At 60.4% G+C, this 17,866-nt stretch carries 16 protein-coding genes; 7 read left to right on the top strand and 9 right to left on the bottom strand.

The window, feature by feature from the left end; all coding sequences use genetic code 11:
* Position 1 precedes the first annotated feature (1 nt).
* From AC1RMD_RS00835 to AC1RMD_RS00820, 4 genes are all read left to right on the top strand, one after another.
* On the top strand, positions 2-1,270 hold the full coding sequence (locus AC1RMD_RS00835) for an MFS transporter (RefSeq protein WP_492922721.1): 1,269 nt from the start codon (positions 2-4) through the stop codon (positions 1,268-1,270).
* A gap of 10 nt (positions 1,271-1,280) precedes the next feature.
* Positions 1,281-2,294, top strand: coding sequence for a substrate-binding domain-containing protein (locus AC1RMD_RS00830; RefSeq protein ID WP_492922719.1), 1,014 nt, complete (start codon positions 1,281-1,283; stop codon positions 2,292-2,294).
* A 64-nt stretch (positions 2,295-2,358) separates the two neighbouring features.
* Positions 2,359-2,571 (top strand): FitA-like ribbon-helix-helix domain-containing protein, encoded by a 213-nt coding sequence (locus AC1RMD_RS00825; protein ID WP_217941223.1) that lies wholly within the window; start codon positions 2,359-2,361, stop codon positions 2,569-2,571.
* A gap of 14 nt (positions 2,572-2,585) precedes the next feature.
* Positions 2,586-2,996: a type II toxin-antitoxin system VapC family toxin gene (locus AC1RMD_RS00820; protein WP_492922717.1), complete on the top strand. Its 411-nt coding sequence runs from the start codon at positions 2,586-2,588 to the stop codon at positions 2,994-2,996.
* Here the strand turns inward: AC1RMD_RS00820 and AC1RMD_RS00815 are convergent.
* Positions 2,993-3,223 (bottom strand): RidA family protein, encoded by a 231-nt coding sequence (locus AC1RMD_RS00815; protein ID WP_492922715.1) that lies wholly within the window; start codon positions 3,221-3,223, stop codon positions 2,993-2,995. The two genes, AC1RMD_RS00820 and AC1RMD_RS00815, sit on opposite strands and share 4 nt — an antisense overlap.
* A gap of 69 nt (positions 3,224-3,292) precedes the next feature.
* Here AC1RMD_RS00815 and soxR (AC1RMD_RS00810) point away from each other — a divergent pair, with 69 nt between their 5' ends.
* Complete coding sequence (gene soxR, locus AC1RMD_RS00810; RefSeq protein ID WP_492922713.1) at positions 3,293-3,856, top strand: redox-sensitive transcriptional activator SoxR; 564 nt, start codon at positions 3,293-3,295, stop codon at positions 3,854-3,856.
* 26 nt (positions 3,857-3,882) lie between these two features.
* Here soxR (AC1RMD_RS00810) and AC1RMD_RS00805 read toward each other — a convergent pair whose 3' ends face one another.
* The 4 genes from AC1RMD_RS00805 to AC1RMD_RS00790 form a co-directional block, all read right to left on the bottom strand.
* On the bottom strand, positions 3,883-4,971 hold the full coding sequence (locus AC1RMD_RS00805; protein ID WP_492922711.1) for a type I restriction endonuclease: 1,089 nt from the start codon (positions 4,969-4,971) through the stop codon (positions 3,883-3,885).
* Positions 4,972-5,153: 182 nt separating this feature from the next.
* Entirely contained in the window at positions 5,154-5,579 is a 426-nt protein-coding gene (locus AC1RMD_RS00800; protein ID WP_492922709.1) for a putative toxin-antitoxin system toxin component, PIN family, read from the bottom strand.
* Complete coding sequence (locus AC1RMD_RS00795; RefSeq protein WP_492922707.1) at positions 5,563-5,802, bottom strand: hypothetical protein; 240 nt, start codon at positions 5,800-5,802, stop codon at positions 5,563-5,565. Before AC1RMD_RS00795 ends, AC1RMD_RS00800 begins: the two co-directional genes overlap by 17 nt.
* A gap of 95 nt (positions 5,803-5,897) precedes the next feature.
* Positions 5,898-6,293 (bottom strand): RidA family protein, encoded by a 396-nt coding sequence (locus tag AC1RMD_RS00790; RefSeq protein WP_492922705.1) that lies wholly within the window; start codon positions 6,291-6,293, stop codon positions 5,898-5,900.
* Positions 6,294-6,362: 69 nt separating this feature from the next.
* On the opposite strand from AC1RMD_RS00790, the gene soxR (AC1RMD_RS00785) reads away from it, so the two are divergent.
* Positions 6,363-6,803 carry a redox-sensitive transcriptional activator SoxR gene (gene soxR / locus AC1RMD_RS00785; RefSeq protein ID WP_492922703.1) on the top strand — a complete coding sequence of 147 codons (441 nt, stop codon included), beginning with the start codon at positions 6,363-6,365 and terminating at the stop codon, positions 6,801-6,803.
* A 317-nt stretch (positions 6,804-7,120) separates the two neighbouring features.
* Here soxR (AC1RMD_RS00785) and icmF read toward each other — a convergent pair whose 3' ends face one another.
* From icmF to AC1RMD_RS00770, 3 genes are all read right to left on the bottom strand, one after another.
* A complete protein-coding gene (gene icmF, locus AC1RMD_RS00780) occupies positions 7,121-10,420 on the bottom strand; it encodes a fused isobutyryl-CoA mutase/GTPase IcmF (protein WP_492922701.1) in 3,300 nt (1,099 codons plus the stop codon).
* 106 nt (positions 10,421-10,526) lie between these two features.
* Entirely contained in the window at positions 10,527-14,090 is a 3,564-nt protein-coding gene (locus tag AC1RMD_RS00775) for an indolepyruvate ferredoxin oxidoreductase family protein (protein ID WP_492922699.1), read from the bottom strand.
* Positions 14,091-14,306: 216 nt separating this feature from the next.
* Entirely contained in the window at positions 14,307-15,239 is a 933-nt protein-coding gene (locus AC1RMD_RS00770; protein ID WP_492922697.1) for a LysR substrate-binding domain-containing protein, read from the bottom strand.
* Positions 15,240-15,371: 132 nt separating this feature from the next.
* On the opposite strand from AC1RMD_RS00770, the gene AC1RMD_RS00765 reads away from it, so the two are divergent.
* The gene (locus AC1RMD_RS00765; RefSeq protein WP_492922695.1) at positions 15,372-16,592 is read left to right on the top strand and encodes an HD-GYP domain-containing protein; all 1,221 of its coding nucleotides are present in this window, start codon (positions 15,372-15,374) and stop codon (positions 16,590-16,592) included.
* Between the two features lie 9 nt (positions 16,593-16,601).
* Here AC1RMD_RS00765 and AC1RMD_RS00760 read toward each other — a convergent pair whose 3' ends face one another.
* Positions 16,602-17,645, bottom strand: a complete 1,044-nt coding sequence (locus tag AC1RMD_RS00760) for a GGDEF domain-containing protein (RefSeq protein ID WP_492922693.1) — start codon at positions 17,643-17,645, stop codon at positions 16,602-16,604.
* Positions 17,646-17,866 lie beyond the last annotated feature (221 nt).

Genomic DNA, 17,866 nt, shown 5'->3' with positions numbered 1-17,866 from the left:
TATGAAGAACAATCGCATTCTATTTGCGCTATTTCTGATTTACTTTGTATTTGCGATCCTGCTCAATAGCGTGGGCACGGTCATCCTTCAGGTCATCAACAACTACGGCATCAGCAAATCCGGCGCCAGCGTGCTGGAAGGGTTCAAGGATTTGCCGATTGCGGCGGTGTCGTTCCTGATCGCGTCCTTCCTGCCGCGCCTTGGCTACAAGAAGGCCATGCTGGCCGGGCTGGCCATCGTCACCGCAGCCTGCGTGGCGATGCCGGTGCTGCCGTCGTTCGCCACCACCAAGCTGTTGTTCTTCTGCGTCGGCGTAGCGTTCGCGCTGGTGAAGGTGTCGGTGTACTCGACGCTGGGCCTGATCGCCGCCGACCGCAAGCAGCACGCCAGCATCATGAACCTGCTGGAAGGCTTCTTCATGGTCGGCGTGTTGAGCGCCTACTGGGTGTTCGGCTACTTCATCGATTCGTCCGATCCGCTGTCGCACAGCTGGTTGCAGGTGTACTGGGTGCTGGCCGTGCTGTGCGCGTTGACGTTCGTGCTGCTGCTGACCACGCCCTTCAACGAGGACATGGCGGCGCTGCCGCAGGGCCGCAGCATCGCGCAGGATTTCGCCGCCATGCTCAAGCTGTTCTTCAAGCCGTTGGTGTGCGTGTTCGTCATCACGGCGTTTTTGTATGTGCTGATCGAGCAAAGCGTGGGCACCTGGCTGCCGACCTTTAACAACGAGATCCTGAAACTGCCGGCGGCGATGAGCGTGCAGGTGACCAGCATCTTTGCCGCCTGCCTGGCGATCGGGCGCCTGTCGGCCGGTGTGCTGATGCGGAAGTTGAACTGGTACCCGGTGATGAACGCCTGCGTGATCGGCATGGCGGCGATGGTGCTGCTGGCGCTGCCGTTGACGCACGACGTGGTGGCCGATCCGAACATCAGCTGGTCCAGCGCGCCGCTGGCGACCTTCCTGTTCCCGCTGATCGGCTTGTTCATGGCGCCGATCTACCCGGGCATCAATTCGGTGATGCTCAGTTCCTTGCCGAAGAATCAGCATTCTTCCATGACCGGCCTGCTGGTGATTTTCTCGGCACTGGGTGGCACCACCGGCTCGCTGATCACCGGCTACGTGTTCGGCAACTTCAGCGGTCACTTCGCCTTCTACCTGACGCTGGTGCCTATTTCTATCGTCTTGATTATGTTGTATTTTTTCAAAAAAGCAGTCGATGATGGTGGTGGTGGTTTCGACCCGTCCGCTATAATCAGCGGTCAACATTGAGCAATTGTCTATGAACCTGGAGCGCCTCGCGAATCTACTCGGCATGTCGAAAACCACGGTGAGCCGCGCATTAAACGGTTACCCTGAAGTCAACGGCCGGACTCGCGAGCGTGTGCTGAAGGCGGCCAAGGAGAACGGTTACCAGGCCAATCCGATGGCGCGCTCGCTGGCGCTGGGGCGCACCAATGTGTTCGGCATCATCTACCCGCTGCTGCCGGCGGACCTGGGCGATCCGATGTTCCTCGACGTGGTGGCCGGCATGTCGGCCGCGCTGGAGGCGGTCAGCAAGAACCTGATCATCGCGCCGGTGTCGCCGGCGGCGGAGCAGCCGTCGTACCAGCAGATCGTGCGCGGGCGGCGGGTGGATGGCCTGGTGGTCAGCCGCACGCTGGTGCGCGACGAGCGCATCGCCTTCCTGAGCAAATCCAAATTCCCCTTTGTCGCGCATGGCCGCACCCAGCTCGATGCGCCGTATGCGTGGTTCGACTATGACAACGCGGCGGGCATACGCATGGCGATGGAGCGCTTGCTGGGATTGGGCCATCAGCGCGTGGCGCTGGTCAGCGCGCCGCTGGAATTGAACTTCGCCCGCCAGCGCAAGGACGCCTTTGTGGCGGCGATGGCGTCGGCCGGGCTGGAAGTGGATACGCGCTACCTGATCGACAACACGCTGGACCGCCGCAGCGGCTACCAGGCGATGCAGCAGTTGCTGGCGTGTTCGCCGCGGCCTACCGCGGTCATCGTCGACAATCACCTGTCCGGCGTGGGCGCCGTGCGCGCGCTGCTCGACGCGGGCATCGACATCGGCAAGGAGATGTCGGTGATCGTCTGGGGCAGCATGGCCGACACGCTGGCCGGCGTCGACGTCACAACCATCGACCAGCCGGACGCCCACAAAGCCGGCGCCCGCATGGTCGACATGCTGCTGGCGCTGGTGGACGGCAAACCGGCCAGCGAACTGCAAGAGCTGTGGCAGCCGGTGCTGCTGGCGGGATCAACCGTTGGGCTTGCTCAACCGGGATAGCTCTTGATGTGCGTTTCCTTTTTCGTTGATGTATGATGAAATCGATGATCTTGGGGAGACCGCAATGGCCACCAATCTAATTGTGCGCAATGTCGATGACGACGTCGCGCTGGCGCTCAAGCAAAGAGCGGCCGCTCATGGCCGCAGTCCCGAAGCTGAACATCTGGAAATTTTAAAAGAAGCACTGCAACGCCCTCAACGGCGTTCGTTTGCCGACGTGCTGGCGAGCATGCCCAATGTGGGTGAAGATGACGATTTCAATGTCCGCAAGAATTAGTGGGCGAAGTATCTATGTATCTGATCGATACCAACGTCATCAGTGAAGCACGCAAGGGAAGACAGGCGAACCCTGGTGTCATGAGGTTCTTCCTTACGAATCGGCCCAGCGACCGCTATCTTTGCGTACAGACTATTGGAGAAATCAGGCGGGGTATCGAAAACGTCCGCAAACACGGCGACCCAAACAAAGTAATGCGGCTCGAAACCTGGCTCGATCTGGTTATTCGTGAGTATGCGGATCGCATATTGAATTTTGACGTGGACTGCGCTCAGGTGTGGGGCGGTTTAATGTCACCACAGGCGGTCCACCCAGTTGACAAGCAAATTGCGGCAATTGCGCTCGTTCATGGACTTGAGGTTGTGACCCGCAATGTCCATGACTTTGCCGCGACGGGAGCCATTTTGTTGAATCCGTTTGTTTAGACGACGGCGGTGGCTTCGATCTCGAACAGCATGCCGTCCAGCGCGGTTTGCAGGATGGCCAGCGCCTGCTGGACCTGCGCTTCAAAACTTTCCGACAGCACGCCATCGATATTCTCGCCGCCCTGGCCTGAAATGTAGATGATGCGCGCGGGCGCTTCGGCGACGACGACGTGGCTGTAACCGTTGGGGCGTGGATCGTACAGACCGGCTGGGTTGATGAATTTCATGGCGTCCTTCAGGCAGTGAATGTGCGGACACTATAAAATCTCAACTTAACTTGAGGTCAAGGATTTTATATGGCATCTCCTCCGAAAGAACTCGGCGTCGGCGAGCTGGCCGAACGCGCAGGCGTCGCGGTATCGGCGCTGCATTTTTACGAAGCCAAGGGATTGATCCATTCGGTCCGTTCCAGCGGCAACCAGCGGCGCTACGCGCGCTCGGTGCTGCGGCGGCTGGCTGTGATCAAGGTGGCGCAGCGCGTCGGCTTGCCGCTGGCGGCGATCGCGCAGGCATTGGATGCGCTGCCGTCGGGACGAACGCCCACCGTCGCGGATTGGCGCCGTCTCTCCGCAGCGTGGAAGCTGGAGCTGGAAGAACGGATCAAGACTTTGACGCAATTGCGCGATCAGCTCGGCGGCTGCATCGGTTCGACGCCGGCCGTAGCCAATTTTGGCAATGCTCAGCAAGCATCTCAGATGCATGCTGCCGGATCTCATTGCGTAACATCGCTTCTAGCTTCGGCGACTCAAGTAACCCCAGCTCATTGGCATCTCGCGCTACGTCATCTGGAAAATCGCAGGCATGGGCTCCATGGGCGCGCTGCTCGCGACGCTGGCATCGACATCGGAACGGAGATGTGAGGCGATGATACACATCGCCTCGGGTATTAGCTTTTTGCCGTGTCGGGTGGAAGATGGAACAGAATGGTCGCTTTTAACTGTTCAGCATGTTTGTACAGATCGTCGAGATGATCCAGTGCCACTCGCTCCTCTTCCTTTTTGTCGTTGAACAGGCCGAGCGACAGTTTTTGAAGATTATTGAAACGCAATCGGCACACGGGTTTGCGATTGTTATCGTCAAGCAGTATCGCGCAATAACTTTGCGAGTCTCGCATGACAATGCGGCGAGGATTGACTACATCGCGCAAAATTGATCGGACTATATGCAAGCCTTCAATTTCTTCCGCCGTGGTAATGATCGAAGCGTCATCGATACCCTCAGGGACCATCACGGGTATCTGCTCAGATGCAGGCGACGATTCAGGCGTCATCGCACCCTTCAGGCGATCATTGATGCGCTCCCCCAATAGTTGTTCGAATGCCCTCTTTGTGATGATCGTGAACTGATCTTTTACCGTTGGTGTGAAGCGCTTTCCAGCTAAAAGATCGGATGACAAAAGCCTGACAAAATCTTCCGATGGATTGAGCATCCATTCGGCGAGTCGGTTTTGGATTGCACGTGTATATTTCAGATCGTTTGCCGTTGTGAGTATGGTATCCACATCGAACATTGTCTTGGCGAATTTTTTAAGCTCGTCAACATCGCGCTCTTTGAAGTCCAGGATATTGAACTCAAAAAAGGGTTTTTCGTCCATCTTGTTGGGTTGCTCAAGATCGGTAAAAAACTTGTAGGTCAAACCGTTCGTTAGCACTCCAAACCGCGCAGCGGTGACATGGAAATATCTGAATAGTTGCCCCGCATGATTGATGTTGAGGTCGGCGCCGCTTTTTTTGCATTCAAAAAGCATGATGGGTTTTCCTTCGCGAAGTACCGCGTAATCAACCTTTTCGCCCTTTTTTGTACCTACATCCGCGATCAATTCCGGTGTGACCTCCGTCGGATCAAAAACGTTATATCCAAGAATTTGAATGAACGGCATGATCATGGCGTTCTTAGTGGCTTCTTCTGTTTGAATCAAGTCTTTTGAAGTTGTAACTCGTGCTGCTAATGCTCTTAGTTGATCGATCAGATCCATTACTGCTCCCTAGCGCTATCAGTTTTAAAGCGAAACAAGTCGTTTTTGTAGAAATGAAACAGCAAGTAAGTTTTGCATAATTTTTTATTAATTATCAATAAATAAATCCATCTGGATCAGTGGAAATTGTCGAAGTGATCAAAGAAGAGACAGATTGCAGGCGCAGGGAAGGTCGGATCAGATTAAGGGTATGGTGGTGACAATACGTCTAACGCTTCTCTTGGGGTCCATATCTGGACGCCTTGAAGTTGCCGCAAGACGAGCAGATCTTTGTCGCCGGAAATTATCGCGTCGGCTTGTGCGGATAAAGCGCATGCTAGAACGATATCGTCCTTGGGATCTCGGGACAGGTGGGGAATGATGGAGGGCAGATTGACTCGGATCGAAATATTTCTATACATCGTGGTCATGCTTTGTGGATCTGCGCGGCTAACGGCTAAGCGCTTGGCAAACTTCGGACGAGCCAAAACATCTAGCAGCTCCGTCAGTAGTTCCTGGCAAGTGTAAGGGACGAAAAGTTTTTTGCTGGCGCAGTCTAATAATTTTTGCGGTGTTCCGTACCAAAATAACCCTGACACTACAGTATTGGTATCAAGGACGAACCGCATTTTCTTCTTCTCTGGCGGCGCGGATTTCTGCCTGAACTTCTTCAGTGGTCATCGGAATGTCCCCAGCAGCAGCCAATCTGTCTGCTACCGAGAAAATATACTTAAATGCGCGACGCCGCATTTCTTCTTGGAGAATTTCTGCAATGGTATTGGCTTCCAGAAGGCCCATTTCTTGAGCGTCTTTCGCTAATTCTTCTGGGAGCGAAATTTGAAGTGTGACCATGACTACCTCCGGATTTGATCTAGCCTTATCAGTGTAGTACGACATGAGGGGCGGCGAAAGGCCGGAGATGTTGACCAGCCTCTTGCTGCGCTGGATTAGCTGATGACTGCGGTGGCTTCGATCTCGAACAACATGCCATCAAGTGCCAGGCGGGGCACGGGGATCAGCGTGCAGGCTGGGGCGGGGTGGTCGCCCCACGTGGCGCGTAGCGCGCTGCTGAAGATGCCAAGGCGCGCTTCGCTGTGATCGACGATCAGTGCCGTGACCTTGGCGACGTCGGTCAGCTTGGCATCGGCTGCGGCCAGCGCGGTTTGCAGGTTGGCCAGCGCCTGCTGGACCTGCGCTTCAAAACTTTCCGACAGCACGCCATCGATATTCTCGCCGCCCTGGCCGGCGATGTAAATGATGCGCGCCGGTGCTTCGGCGACGACGACGTGGCTGTAACCATTGGGGCGTGGATCGTACAGACCGGGTGGGTTGATGAATTTCATGGCGTCTTTCAGGCAGTGAATGTGCGGACACTATAAAATCTCAACTTAACTTGAGGTCAAGGATTTTATATGGCATCTCCTCCGAAGGAACTCGGCGTCGGCGAGCTGGCCGAACGCGCAGGCGTCGCGGTATCAGCGCTGCATTTTTATGAAGCCAAGGGATTGATCCATTCGGTCCGCTCCAGCGGCAACCAGCGGCGCTACGCGCGCTCGGTGCTGCGGCGGCTGGCGGTGATCAAGGTGGCGCAGCGCGTCGGTTTGCCGCTGGCGGCGATCGCGCAGGCATTGGATGCGCTGCCGTCGGGACGAACGCCGACTGTCGCAGACTGGCGCCGCCTCTCGGCCACTTGGAAGCTGGAGCTGGAAGAACGGATCAAAACTTTGACGCAGCTGCGCGATCAACTCGACGGCTGCATCGGCTGCGGATGCCTGTCGCTGAAGGCCTGCCCGCTGCGCAACGCGCAGGACGCGCTGGCGCAGGAGGGCGCTGGGCCGCATTTCGAGTCGTGATGGCTTGTTCTGGGCCGATGCAGCGACTATATTGAATTGAGATCAAACCGTTGGGGACAGCACCATGACAAACGCGCACGATTCATTGACGTTGCAGATGTTGGACTGGCTGCAGCAGCGGCCACATTCTTACTCCGAGGTGATGGAGGTATGGCGCAGCTCGTGTCCCCGGCTGACCATATGGGAGGACGCTTGCGCCGATGGTCTGATTGCTAGCGAAGGAGGCTACGCCGGCCGCGTCTTCGTTTCGGAAAAGGGCCGGAGACTGCTGCAAGCGACTGCCGGGAGGCATTGAGCCGCCTCCCTCCTCGCTGGTCTTACATATTGCGGCGGTACTGGCCGCCGACTTCGAACAGCGCCGTCGTGATCTGGCCCAGCGAGCAGACGCGCACGGCGTCCATCAGCTTTTCAAACACGTTGGCGTTGTCGATGGCGGCCTGCTGCAAGGCCGCCAGCGCTGCCGGCGCCGCGTCCGCATTGCGGGCGTGGAAGTCGTCCAGGCGCGTGAGTTGCGATTGCTTCTCGTCGTCGGTGGAGCGCGCCAGTTCGATCTTTTGCGGCTCGCCGGTCGCCTTCGGATTGCGGAAGGTGTTGACACCGATGATAGGCAGCGTGCCGTCGTGCTTCTGGTGCTCGTACAGCATCGACTCTTCCTGGATCTTGCCGCGCTGGTAGCCGGTTTCCATCGCACCCAGCACGCCGCCGCGTTCGGCGATGCGTTCGAACTCCTGCAGCACCGCTTCCTCCACCAGGTCGGTCAGCTCTTCCATGATGAACGAGCCCTGGTTCGGATTCTCGTTCTTGGCCAGGCCCCATTCGCGGTTGATGATCAGCTGGATCGCCAGCGCGCGACGCACCGATTCGTCGGTCGGCGTGGTGATCGCTTCGTCGTAGGCGTTGGTGTGCAGCGAGTTGCAGTTGTCGTAGATCGCGATCAGCGCCTGCAGCGTGGTGCGGATGTCGTTGAAGTCGATCTCCTGCGCGTGCAGCGAGCGGCCCGAGGTCTGCACGTGGTACTTGAGCTTTTGCGAACGGTCGTTGGCGCCGTACTTGTCGCGCATCGCCACCGCCCACAGGCGGCGCGCCACGCGGCCCAGCACCGTGTATTCCGGGTCCATGCCGTTCGAGAAGAAGAACGACAGGTTCGGCGCGAAGTCGTCGATGTGCATGCCGCGCGCCAGGTAGGCTTCGACAAACGTGAAGCCGTTCGACAGCGTGAACGCCAGCTGCGAGATCGGGTTCGCGCCCGCTTCGGCGATGTGGTAGCCGGAGATCGACACCGAGTAGAAGTTGCGCACCTGGTGGTGGACGAAGTATTCCTGGATGTCGCCCATCACCTTCAGCGAGAATTCGGTCGAGAAGATGCAGGTGTTCTGGCCCTGGTCTTCCTTCAGGATGTCGGCCTGCACGGTGCCGCGCACGTTCTGCAGTACCCAGTCCTTGATCTTGGCCGCTTCGTCGGCACTAGGCTGGCGCTTGTTCTCTTCGACGAATTTTTCAACCTGCTGGTCGATGGCGGTGTTCATGAACATCGCCAGGATGGTCGGCGCCGGGCCGTTGATGGTCATCGACACCGAGGTGCTCGGGCTGCACAGGTTGAAGCCGTCGTACAGCACCTTCATGTCGTCCAGCGTGGCGATCGACACGCCGGAGTTGCCGACCTTGCCGTAGATGTCCGGGCGCAGCGCAGGATCGGCGCCGTACAGGGTCACGGAATCGAACGCGGTCGACAGACGCTTGGCGTCCATACCGGTGGAGACCAGCTTGAAGCGGCGATTGGTGCGGAAGGCGTCGCCCTCGCCGGCGAACATGCGGGTCGGGTCTTCGCCCTCGCGCTTGAAGGCGAACACGCCGGCCGTGAACGGGAAGGAGCCCGGCACGTTTTCCAGCATCAGGAAGCGCAGCACTTCGCCATGGTCTTCATAACGCGGCAGCGCCACCTTGCGGATCTTGGTGCCGGACAGCGTGTGTTGGATCAGGCGGGTGCGGATTTCCTTGTCGCGGATTTTGACGACGTAGTCGTCGCCCGCGTAGGCGGCCTGCATGTCCGGCCACTGGGCCAGCAGCTTCTTGGCGCCGCCGTCCATTTCCGCGTCACGCTCGGCGATGAGGTCATCAAAGTCGGCGGTCTTGTGGGCGATGGCCAGCATGCGTTTCGATTCGGTCAGCTGCTGGCGTTCGCGCGCCAGCGTCACCTGCTTGCGCGTGAAGCGGTGGTAGCCGCGCACGGTGTCGGCGATCTCCGCCAGGTAGCGCGCGCGTGCCGGCGGCACGATCACGTGTTTGCCGCTGGAGAAGCGCACATCCACCGGCGCCAGCTTGCCCGGCTTGGTCTTCAGGCCGAACTGCTCCAGCTTGGGCAGCAGGCCCTGGTACAGCGCGGTGACGCCGTCGTCGTTGAAGCGCGACGCCTGGGTGCCGTAGACCGGCATTTCGTCCGGACGCTTGCTCCACATTTCGCGGTTGCGCTGGTACTGCTTGGCGACGTCGCGCAGCGCGTCCTGCGAACCCTTGCGGTCGAATTTGTTGATGGCGATGAAGTCGGCAAAATCGAGCATGTCGATTTTTTCCAGCTGCGATGCGGCGCCGAATTCCGGCGTCATCACGTACATCGACACGTCGACGTGCGGGACGATGGCGGCGTCGCCCTGGCCGATGCCGGAGGTTTCGACGATCACCAGGTCGAAGCCCGCCACTTTGCAGGCGGCGATCACGTCCGGCAGCGCCTGCGAAATCTCGGAGCCCGCTTCGCGCGTGGCCAGCGAGCGCATGAAGACGCGGCTTTGAAGCTGACCATTGGCCGACCACGGATTGATCGCGTTCATGCGGATACGGTCGCCCAGCAGCGCGCCGCCGGATTTGCGGCGCGACGGGTCGATCGAGATGATGGCGATGTTGACGGCGTCGCCCTGGTCGAGGCGGATGCGGCGTATCAGTTCATCGGTCAGCGAGGATTTACCGGCGCCGCCGGTGCCGGTGATGCCCAGCGTCGGCACGGCCAGGCCTTCGGCGGCGGCCAGCAGTTCGGCGCGCAGGGCAGGGGAGGCCTTGTCGTTTTCCAGCGCGGTGATCAGCTGGGCCAGCGGGCGGTGGCGCGCGGCGATGTCGCCTTCGCGCAGCGGCGCCAGCGTGGTCGGCGAGTAGCTGGACAGGTCGATGTCGCATTGCTGCACCATCCACTGGATCATGCCGACCAGGCCCATGCGCTGGCCGTCTTCCGGGCTGAAGATCTTGGTGACGCCGTAGGCGTGCAGGTCGGCGATTTCGTCGGGGACGATGACGCCGCCGCCGCCGCCGAACACCTTGATGTGCGCGCCGCCGCGCGCGCGCAGCAGGTCGATCATGTACTTGAAGTATTCGACGTGGCCGCCCTGGTAGCTGGAGATGGCGATGCCTTGCACGTCTTCGGCCAGCGCCGCGGTGACGACTTCGTCGACCGAGCGGTTGTGGCCGAGGTGGACCACTTCGACGCCGTTCGATTGCAGGATGCGGCGCATGATGTTGATCGAGGCGTCGTGGCCGTCGAACAGCGAGGCGGCGGTGACGAAACGGACTTTATTGTTCAGGCGCGGTTGATCCGGCACGGCTACAACTTTCGGAGCGGAGAGGTCGTTCATGGTGTCCCTTGGGCTTTTATGCTTTATTTGGTTCATTATATGACGTTTACGTTAACGTCAAGTCAAGCGAATTATCGGGGCAGGCCGTAGCCCGCCCCATGATGCCTTACGCTGCGCGCTGCTGGGCCAATTGCGCCAGCAGGCGCGCCTTCTCGGTACGGAAGGTGGCGACCGCCTTTTCCTTCACGTGGCCGAAGCCGCGCACTTTCTCCGGCAGGCCGGCCAGTTCCACCGCGGTGGCGTGGTTTTCCGGCGACAGCTTGTCCATCAGCGAATTGATCAGATCGCGGTATTCGACGATCAGCGCGCGCTCCATCTTGCGTTCCTCGGTGTAGCCGAAGATGTCGAAGGCGCCGCCGCGCAGGCCTTTGAATTTGGCCAGCAGCTTGAACGCGCTCCACATCCACGAACCGAATTCCGCCTTGACCAGATGGCCCTTGGCGTCCTTCTTGGCGAACATCGGCGGCGCCAGGTTGAACTTGAGCGAGAAGTCGCCCTCGAACTGCTGCTTGAGCTGCTCGACGAAACGGCCGTCGGTGTACAGGCGCGCCACTTCGTATTCGTCCTTGTAGGCCATCAGCTTGAAGGCGTACTTGGCGACGGCGGTGGACAGCTTGTTGCCCAGGCCCAGAGCGGTCTCCTTCGCGCGCACCTGCGACACCAGCTGCTCGTAGGTGGCGGCGTAGGCGGCGTTCTGGTAAGCGGTCAGGAACTCGACGCGCTTGTTGATGACGTTCTCCAGGCTTTGCGGCATCTGCATCACGATCGCCTGCGTCGGCATGGCCACGCGCTCGACGCGCTTGAGGTCCACGGCGGCGCGGCGGCCCCACAGGAAGCTCTTCTTGTTGGAGGCGATACCGACACCGTTGAGCTCAATCGCGCGCAGCAGCGATGCCTCGTTCAACGGGATGCGGCCCTTCTGCCATGCGTAACCGAGCATGAACAGGTTGGCGGCGATGGAGTCGCCCATCAGCGCTGTGGCCAGCTTGGTGGCGTCGATGAAATCGGCGGCGCCGGCGCCGACCGATTCCTCGATCAGCGCGCGTACTTCGGCCACCGGATACTGCCAGTCGGCGTTCTGCGCGAAGGTGCCTGGCGGCTGCTCGTGCAGGTTGACGATGGCCAGCGTGCGGCCCGGACGCATCTTCGACACCGCGTCGGCGGCGCCGGCGGTCAGCATGTCGCAGCCGAGGATCACGTCTGCCTCGCCGGTGGCGATGCGTTGCGCGCGCAGGTGGGCCGGGGTCTTCGCGACTTTGACGTGCGAGGTGACCGAGCCGTTTTTCTGCGACATGCCGGTCATGTCCAGCACCGACGCGCCCTTGCCTTCCAGGTGCGCGGCCATGCCCATCAGCGCGCCGACGGTGATCACGCCGGTGCCGCCGATGCCGTTGATCAGGATGTTGTACGGCTGCTCGCACGGTGGCAGCGCCGGTTCCGGCAGGGCGCCGAAGCCGTCGTCGGCGTTGTCCTTGGTGACGCCGGTCTTGGTCTTCTTCAGCGATCCGCCTTCAACCGTGACGAAGCTCGGGCAGAAGCCCTTCACGCACGAGTAGTCCTTGTTGCAGGACGACTGGTCGATGGTGCGCTTGCGGCCGAACTCCGTTTCCTTCGGCAGGATGGAGGTGCAGTTGGACTGGATGCCGCAATCGCCGCAGCCTTCGCACACGGCTTCGTTGATGACCATGCGCTTGGCAGGGTCGGGGAACTCACCCTTCTTCCGACGGCGGCGCTTCTCGGCCGCGCAGGTCTGGTCGTAGATCAGCACCGATACGCCGCCCACTTCGCGCAGCTCGCGCTGCACCGCGTCCATGTCCTTGCGGTCGTGCAGGCTGACGATCGACGGCAGCGCGCTGCGGTCGGTGTAGCGGCCCAGGTCTTCGGTGACCAGCGCGATGCGTTTGACGCCTTCGGCGGCCATCTGCTGGGCGATCATCGGCACCGAGGTGATGCCGTCGACCGGCTGGCCGCCCGTCATTGCCACAGCGTCGTTGTAGAGGATCTTGTAGGTCATGTTGACCTTGGCCGCCACGGCCGCGCGGATCGCCAGGTAGCCTGAGTGGAAGTAGGTGCCGTCGCCCAGGTTCTGGAACACGTGCGGGATCTTCGAGAACGCGGCCTGGCCGATCCACGGCGCGCCTTCGCCGCCCATGTGGGTGGTCAGCTTGTTGAACTCGGGGTAGATCGAGGTCGCCATCACGTGGCAGCCGATGCCGGCCAGCGCCAGGCTGCCTTCCGGGACCTTGGTCGAGGTGTTGTGCGGGCATCCGGAGCAGTAGAACGCCGGACGGAACGGGGTGTTGATGGCTTTCTTCAGCACCGCGTCTTTGGCGTCGAGGAAGCTCAGGCGGGCCTTGATATGGTCGCAGGTGACCGGGTCCGAGATCAGGCGCTTGACGCGCGAGGCGATCACGCGCGCCACTTGCGACACGGAGAAGTCGGCCTTGGAGGTCAACAGCCATTCGCCGCGCGGGGCGACCCATTCGCCTTTTTCATCGAACTTGCCGATCACGCGCGGACGCACGTCGTCGCGCCAGTTGTACAGCTGTTCCTTCAGCTGGTACTCGACGATCTGGCGCTTTTCCTCGACCACCAGGATCTCGTCCAGGCCTTGCGCGAATTCGCGCACGCTGTCCGGCTCCAGCGGCCATGGCATCGCGACCTTGAACAGGCGCAGGCCGACGTCGGCCGCCATCTTTTCGTCGATGCCCAGTTCTTCCAGCGCTTCCAGCACGTCCAGGTAGGACTTGCCGGAGGCGATGATGCCCAGCTTGGCGTTCGGGCTGGTGATGGTGGTGTGATTGAGCTTGTTCTCGCGCGCATAGGCCAGCGCCGCGTAGATTTTGTAGTCCTGCATCAGCGCTTCCTGATTGCGCGCCTGCTGGCCCAGCGGGATGCTGGACAGGCGTGCGTTCAGGCCGCCTTCCGGCATGACGAAGTCGTGCGGGATCTTGACCTCGACGCGGAACGGATCGGCGTCGACCGAGGCCGACGATTCGACCGTGTCGGCCAAGGCCTTGAAGGCCACCGTGCAACCGGAGAAGCGCGACATGGCCCAGCCGTGGATGCCCAGATCCAGGTATTCCTGCACATTGCATGGATACAGCAGCGGGATCATCGAGGCCGAGAACAGGTGGTCCGACTGGTGCGGCAGCGTCGACGAATAGGCGCCGTGGTCGTCGCCGGCCACCAGCAGCACGCCGCCATGCCTGGACGTGCCGGCATGGTTCATGTGCTTGAAGACGTCGCCGCAGCGGTCCACGCCCGGGCCCTTGCCGTACCACATGGCGAACACGCCGTCGTACTTGGCTTCGCCGATCAGGTCGACCTGCTGCGAACCCCAGACGGCGGTCGCGGCCAGATCCTCGTTCACGCCCGGCACGAACTGCACGTGGTGCGCTTCCAGGTGCGACTGGGCTTTCCACAGGTTCTCATCCAGGCCGCCCAGCGGCGAGCCGCGGTAGCCGGAGATGAAACCGGCGGTGTTCAGGCCGGCCGCCTGGTCGCGCACGCGCTGCATCATCGGCAGCCGCACCAGCGCCTGGATGCCGGACAGGAAGATGTCGCCTTTGATTGCGGTGTATTTGTCGTCGAGGCTGACGGTGGTGAGGCGGGATGGGGCGGCGTCTCTGGTGGACGTTGTTGGGCCGTTTGCCGTGGTATCGGGCATGGTGGTGTCTCCGGTGTTGTGTCAGATCGCGCCCAAACTTGGTGGCGCCGGGTAGGCGCGCCAGGATCAGGCCATGGGCCGCATGGTTAGCGGCGTTGCAGGTATTTTAGGCTTAAAAAACCCGCTTTGTAGCAGAGTATGGGCGCTAGTTGACGTATACGGAAATACGGAATGCCGATGGGGGTATAAGAAAAAGTGATGGCTAAGGGAGAGGGCTCAGCCGATGGCGGTCGCGCCCGGCCAGGTGTCGCCGGCGCACAACTGCGCGCTCACTTGCTGCACCAGCCGGCTGACCGCCGCCGCCGCGTTGGTCAGCGGAATGTTCTTGGAGGCGCACAACACCACCGTGCGCGAAATCGACGGGCTGTGGATGCGGTGGGAGCGCATCGCGCCGCGCTCCAGCTCGTCCAGGACAGGCGCCGACGGCAGGATGGTGGCGCCCATGTCGGCCAGGATGGCGGATTTGAGGATAGCGATGGAATTGATCTCGATGACCTTGCCCAGCGCTAGTCCGGCCTCGCGCGCCACGCTTTCGATGCGCGGGCGGACGCCGTGTTGCAGGCCGGGCAGGATCAGCGTGGTTTTCAGCGTCTGCGTCAATGTGAGTGCCTGCTCACCTTGCGCGTAAGTCGCATCGGCGCGACAGATGAAGCGCAGTTCTTCCTCCACCAGTGGGGTGGTGGCGAACTGGGCCAACTGGCCGTCGTCGAACAGCACCGCCAGGTTGACGCGGCCGGATTTGAGCTGCTCGCTCAGGTTGCCGGTCAGTTCTTCCGTCAACTGCAGCGTAATTTCGGGATATTGGGCGCGCGTTGCCGTCAACAGCGGCAGCGCCAGCGCGCCGGAAATGCTGTGCGGCAGGCCCAGCGTGACGGCGCCGCTGGGACGTTCGGCCGACTGCGCCACGGCCGAGCGGGCGTCCGCCACCTGCTTGAGGATGGCCTGGGCATGTTCGTAGAAGATCTTGCCGGCATCCGTGCTGAGCACGCCTTGTGCCGAGCGGTGCAGCAACTGCACGCCCAGCTCCTCTTCCAGTTGCCTTAACTGTTGCGTTAGTGCCGGTTGCGCAACATGCAGCACCACGGCCGCCCGCGACAGCGAACCGTGGTCTGCTATGGCTACAAAGTAACGAAGTTGGCGTAATTCCATGGCTTTGAGGGAGAGTGTTAACCTAGACAAACAAATGGTAGCATCTGTAAATCTAATCCTGATAGGAAACTATTTGCTATACTGGCATCAGCACTTTCCGCAGCCTCCAGCCATTTAAAAGTGGGTACCAGTATGTTAAAGAAAGTCGACTCTTCGCAGCTAAAAGTGGGCATGTACATCCACGACCTGAGTTGCGACTGGATGACCCATCCGTTTGTCCGCAACCGTTTTTTGATCTCCAGCGAAGATGAAATCCGCAAGATCATCAATGCCGGCATCCATGACGTTGTCATAGACAACAGCAAGGGACTGGACGTGCAGGATGCACCGTCGCTGGCCGAGGCACAAGCGGCGACCGAACGCGAAATCGTCGAAATCGTCGCCAAGGCGCCGGTCATCACCCGCGTCTCGCTCGGCGAGGAAATGAAGCGCGCGGTGCAGATCCGCCACCAGGCGTCGACGCTGGTGCGCACCGTGATGCAGGATGCGCGCCTGGGCAAAGCCATCGAACTCGATCAAGTCCAGCCGGTGGTGCAGAATATCACCGAATCCATCCTGCGCAACCCGGGCGCGCTGGTTGGTTTGCTGCGCATCAAGAACAAGGATGATTACACCTTTTTGCACTCGGTTAGCGTCTGTACGCTGCTGGTTGCATTTTGCCGTTCGCGCGGCTTCGATGCGGAAATCACCCATCAGGCCGGCCTCGGCGGCTTGCTGCACGACACCGGCAAGGCCCTGGTGCCGGACGCCATCCTGAACAAGCCCGGTCCGCTGACGGACGAGGAATTCGCCGTCATCAAGCGCCACCCCCAGGATGGCTACAACATCCTGCTGCAATCGCCGGAGATCGGTCCGATACCGCTGGACATCACGCTGCACCACCACGAACGGCGCGACGGCAGCGGCTATCCGAACAAGCAGGCGGCCGACGGCATCAGCGAACTGGCGCAGATGGCGGCGATTGTCGACGTGTACGACGCCATTACGGCGGACCGCTGCTATCACAAGGGCATGTCGGCGGCGGCGGCCTTGCGCAAGATTTATGAATGGAGCAAGTTCCACTTCAATCCACAGTATGCGCAGGAATTTATGCGCTGCGTGGGGATCTATCCGGTCGGCACCATGGTGATGCTGGAGTCGGGACGGCTGGGTGTTGTGATTGAGCCACACGAGACCAACTTGCTGGCGCCCAAGGTCAATGTTTTCTTCAATACCAAGCAAAATCTCTACATCAAGCCGGAAACCATCGATTTGTCGCGGGGACTGGGCTTTGGCGGCGGCGACAAGATCGTCGGCCACGAATCGCCCAGCAAGTGGAATGTCGACCCGATGCGCTTCCTGACGTTAGCCTGAGGCCAGCGCTTAGAAAAACTCGGCGGTATCGTTGGATTCGATGGCTTGCAGCATGCCGCCATCGACCAGCTCGTCGTAATGGCAGGCCAGGTTGCGGCCGTGGCTTTTCGCGTAATACAGCGCCTGATCGGCGTGTCCCAGGATGATCACCGGCGCCTCCAGCGCGCTGATGCTGACAAACCCAACACTGACCGTCACCTTGCCCACTTGCGGGAAATCATGCGACGCCACGTTCATGCGGAAGCGGTCGATGATTTTCTTGGCGTTGTCCAAGGTGGTCGAACGCAGCAGCACGACGAATTCCTCGCCGCCGAAGCGGAACACGCGGTCTTGCGCGCGGAACGAGGAGGTGAGCAGGTTGGCGATCAGGATCAAGACCTCATCGCCGTATAAATGGCCGAAACGGTCGTTAACGTGCTTGAAATGGTCCACATCGACCACGGCCAGCCATTGCTTTTCCTGCTCGTAGTGGCTGCGGCGCTCCGGTTCGCCCGGCAGCGTGAGGGCATCCTGTTCGGTGCTGGCGGCCAGCATCTTGGCCAGCTGGTCGTCGAAGGTCTTGCGGTTGAGCAGGCCGGTCAGCGAATCGCGCTCGCTGTAGTCCAACAGATTCTGGAAATTGCGGTAGACGCTGACGATGCCGCCGATGACGTGGATGGTGTCGCTGGTGTACGGGGTCGGGTTGACAATTTCCAGGCAGGTGTCGGCCTTGTCGCCCAGCCAGATCGGCAGCCACAGCGTGTGTTCGCCCGCCTCGTTGGCGACGTCGGCGCCTGATTCGTGGTGGGCGATGCAGTGGGCCAGGGCCGGGATGTTCTCGATGGGTTCGCCGGGATTGTGCAGGTCCGTGGTATCGACCATGCGTGCCGCTTCGCCGGCGCAGATGATGGTGCGCGGGCGGACAAAGGTCTTGCCCCTGACTGTGGCCAGCGTCAGAACGCGGACCTGGCTGGCGCGTGCAAGCTCCTGCACCGCCGAGATCACGGAGATGTCGAGCATCGTGTGATCGCGGTGGCCGGTCATGTCCACCATGTGTTTCAGTAGGGAATCCATTTTCTTCTCTGGAAAATAATCACACAACCTTGTGTCGAGCCACGTTTCGTACACGCCTATCAAGCCAATCTCTTTGATAGTCAGGCGCACAGTGAAGCTGCAACACGGGGCCTTTCCAAAGAACAGCTAAGCAGGATAATAGCTTTTTGCAATCAAGGCAATTCATGTGTGCGAAAAAAAACATTCCATGCAACTGTATGCGACCTTTTTCCGACAGCTGG

Source organism: Duganella sp. GW822-FHT06D06, from assembly GCF_058799615.1.
This window is presented reverse-complemented; position numbering and strand designations above follow the sequence as displayed.

Bases quoted from the DNA above. Each gene is read 5' to 3' on its own strand.
- AC1RMD_RS00835 (WP_492922721.1), top strand. From the start codon at position 2: ATGAAGAACAATCGCATTCTATTTGCGCTATTTCTGATTTACTTTGTA.
- AC1RMD_RS00775 (WP_492922699.1), bottom strand. From the start codon at position 14,090: ATGCCCGATACCACGGCAAACGGCCCAACAACGTCCACCAGAGACGCC.
- AC1RMD_RS00765 (WP_492922695.1), top strand. From the start codon at position 15,372: ATGTTAAAGAAAGTCGACTCTTCGCAGCTAAAAGTGGGCATGTACATC.
- soxR (WP_492922713.1), top strand. From the start codon at position 3,293: ATGGCATCTCCTCCGAAAGAACTCGGCGTCGGCGAGCTGGCCGAACGC.
- soxR (WP_492922703.1), top strand. From the start codon at position 6,363: ATGGCATCTCCTCCGAAGGAACTCGGCGTCGGCGAGCTGGCCGAACGC.
- AC1RMD_RS00795 (WP_492922707.1), bottom strand. From the start codon at position 5,802: ATGGTCACACTTCAAATTTCGCTCCCAGAAGAATTAGCGAAAGACGCT.
- AC1RMD_RS00805 (WP_492922711.1), bottom strand. From the start codon at position 4,971: ATGGATCTGATCGATCAACTAAGAGCATTAGCAGCACGAGTTACAACT.
- icmF (WP_492922701.1), bottom strand. From the start codon at position 10,420: ATGAACGACCTCTCCGCTCCGAAAGTTGTAGCCGTGCCGGATCAACCG.
- AC1RMD_RS00760 (WP_492922693.1), bottom strand. From the start codon at position 17,645: ATGGATTCCCTACTGAAACACATGGTGGACATGACCGGCCACCGCGAT.
- AC1RMD_RS00790 (WP_492922705.1), bottom strand. From the start codon at position 6,293: ATGAAATTCATCAACCCACCCGGTCTGTACGATCCACGCCCCAATGGT.
- AC1RMD_RS00820 (WP_492922717.1), top strand. From the start codon at position 2,586: ATGTATCTGATCGATACCAACGTCATCAGTGAAGCACGCAAGGGAAGA.
- AC1RMD_RS00830 (WP_492922719.1), top strand. From the start codon at position 1,281: ATGAACCTGGAGCGCCTCGCGAATCTACTCGGCATGTCGAAAACCACG.
- AC1RMD_RS00815 (WP_492922715.1), bottom strand. From the start codon at position 3,223: ATGAAATTCATCAACCCAGCCGGTCTGTACGATCCACGCCCCAACGGT.
- AC1RMD_RS00770 (WP_492922697.1), bottom strand. From the start codon at position 15,239: ATGGAATTACGCCAACTTCGTTACTTTGTAGCCATAGCAGACCACGGT.
- AC1RMD_RS00800 (WP_492922709.1), bottom strand. From the start codon at position 5,579: ATGCGGTTCGTCCTTGATACCAATACTGTAGTGTCAGGGTTATTTTGG.
- AC1RMD_RS00825 (WP_217941223.1), top strand. From the start codon at position 2,359: ATGGCCACCAATCTAATTGTGCGCAATGTCGATGACGACGTCGCGCTG.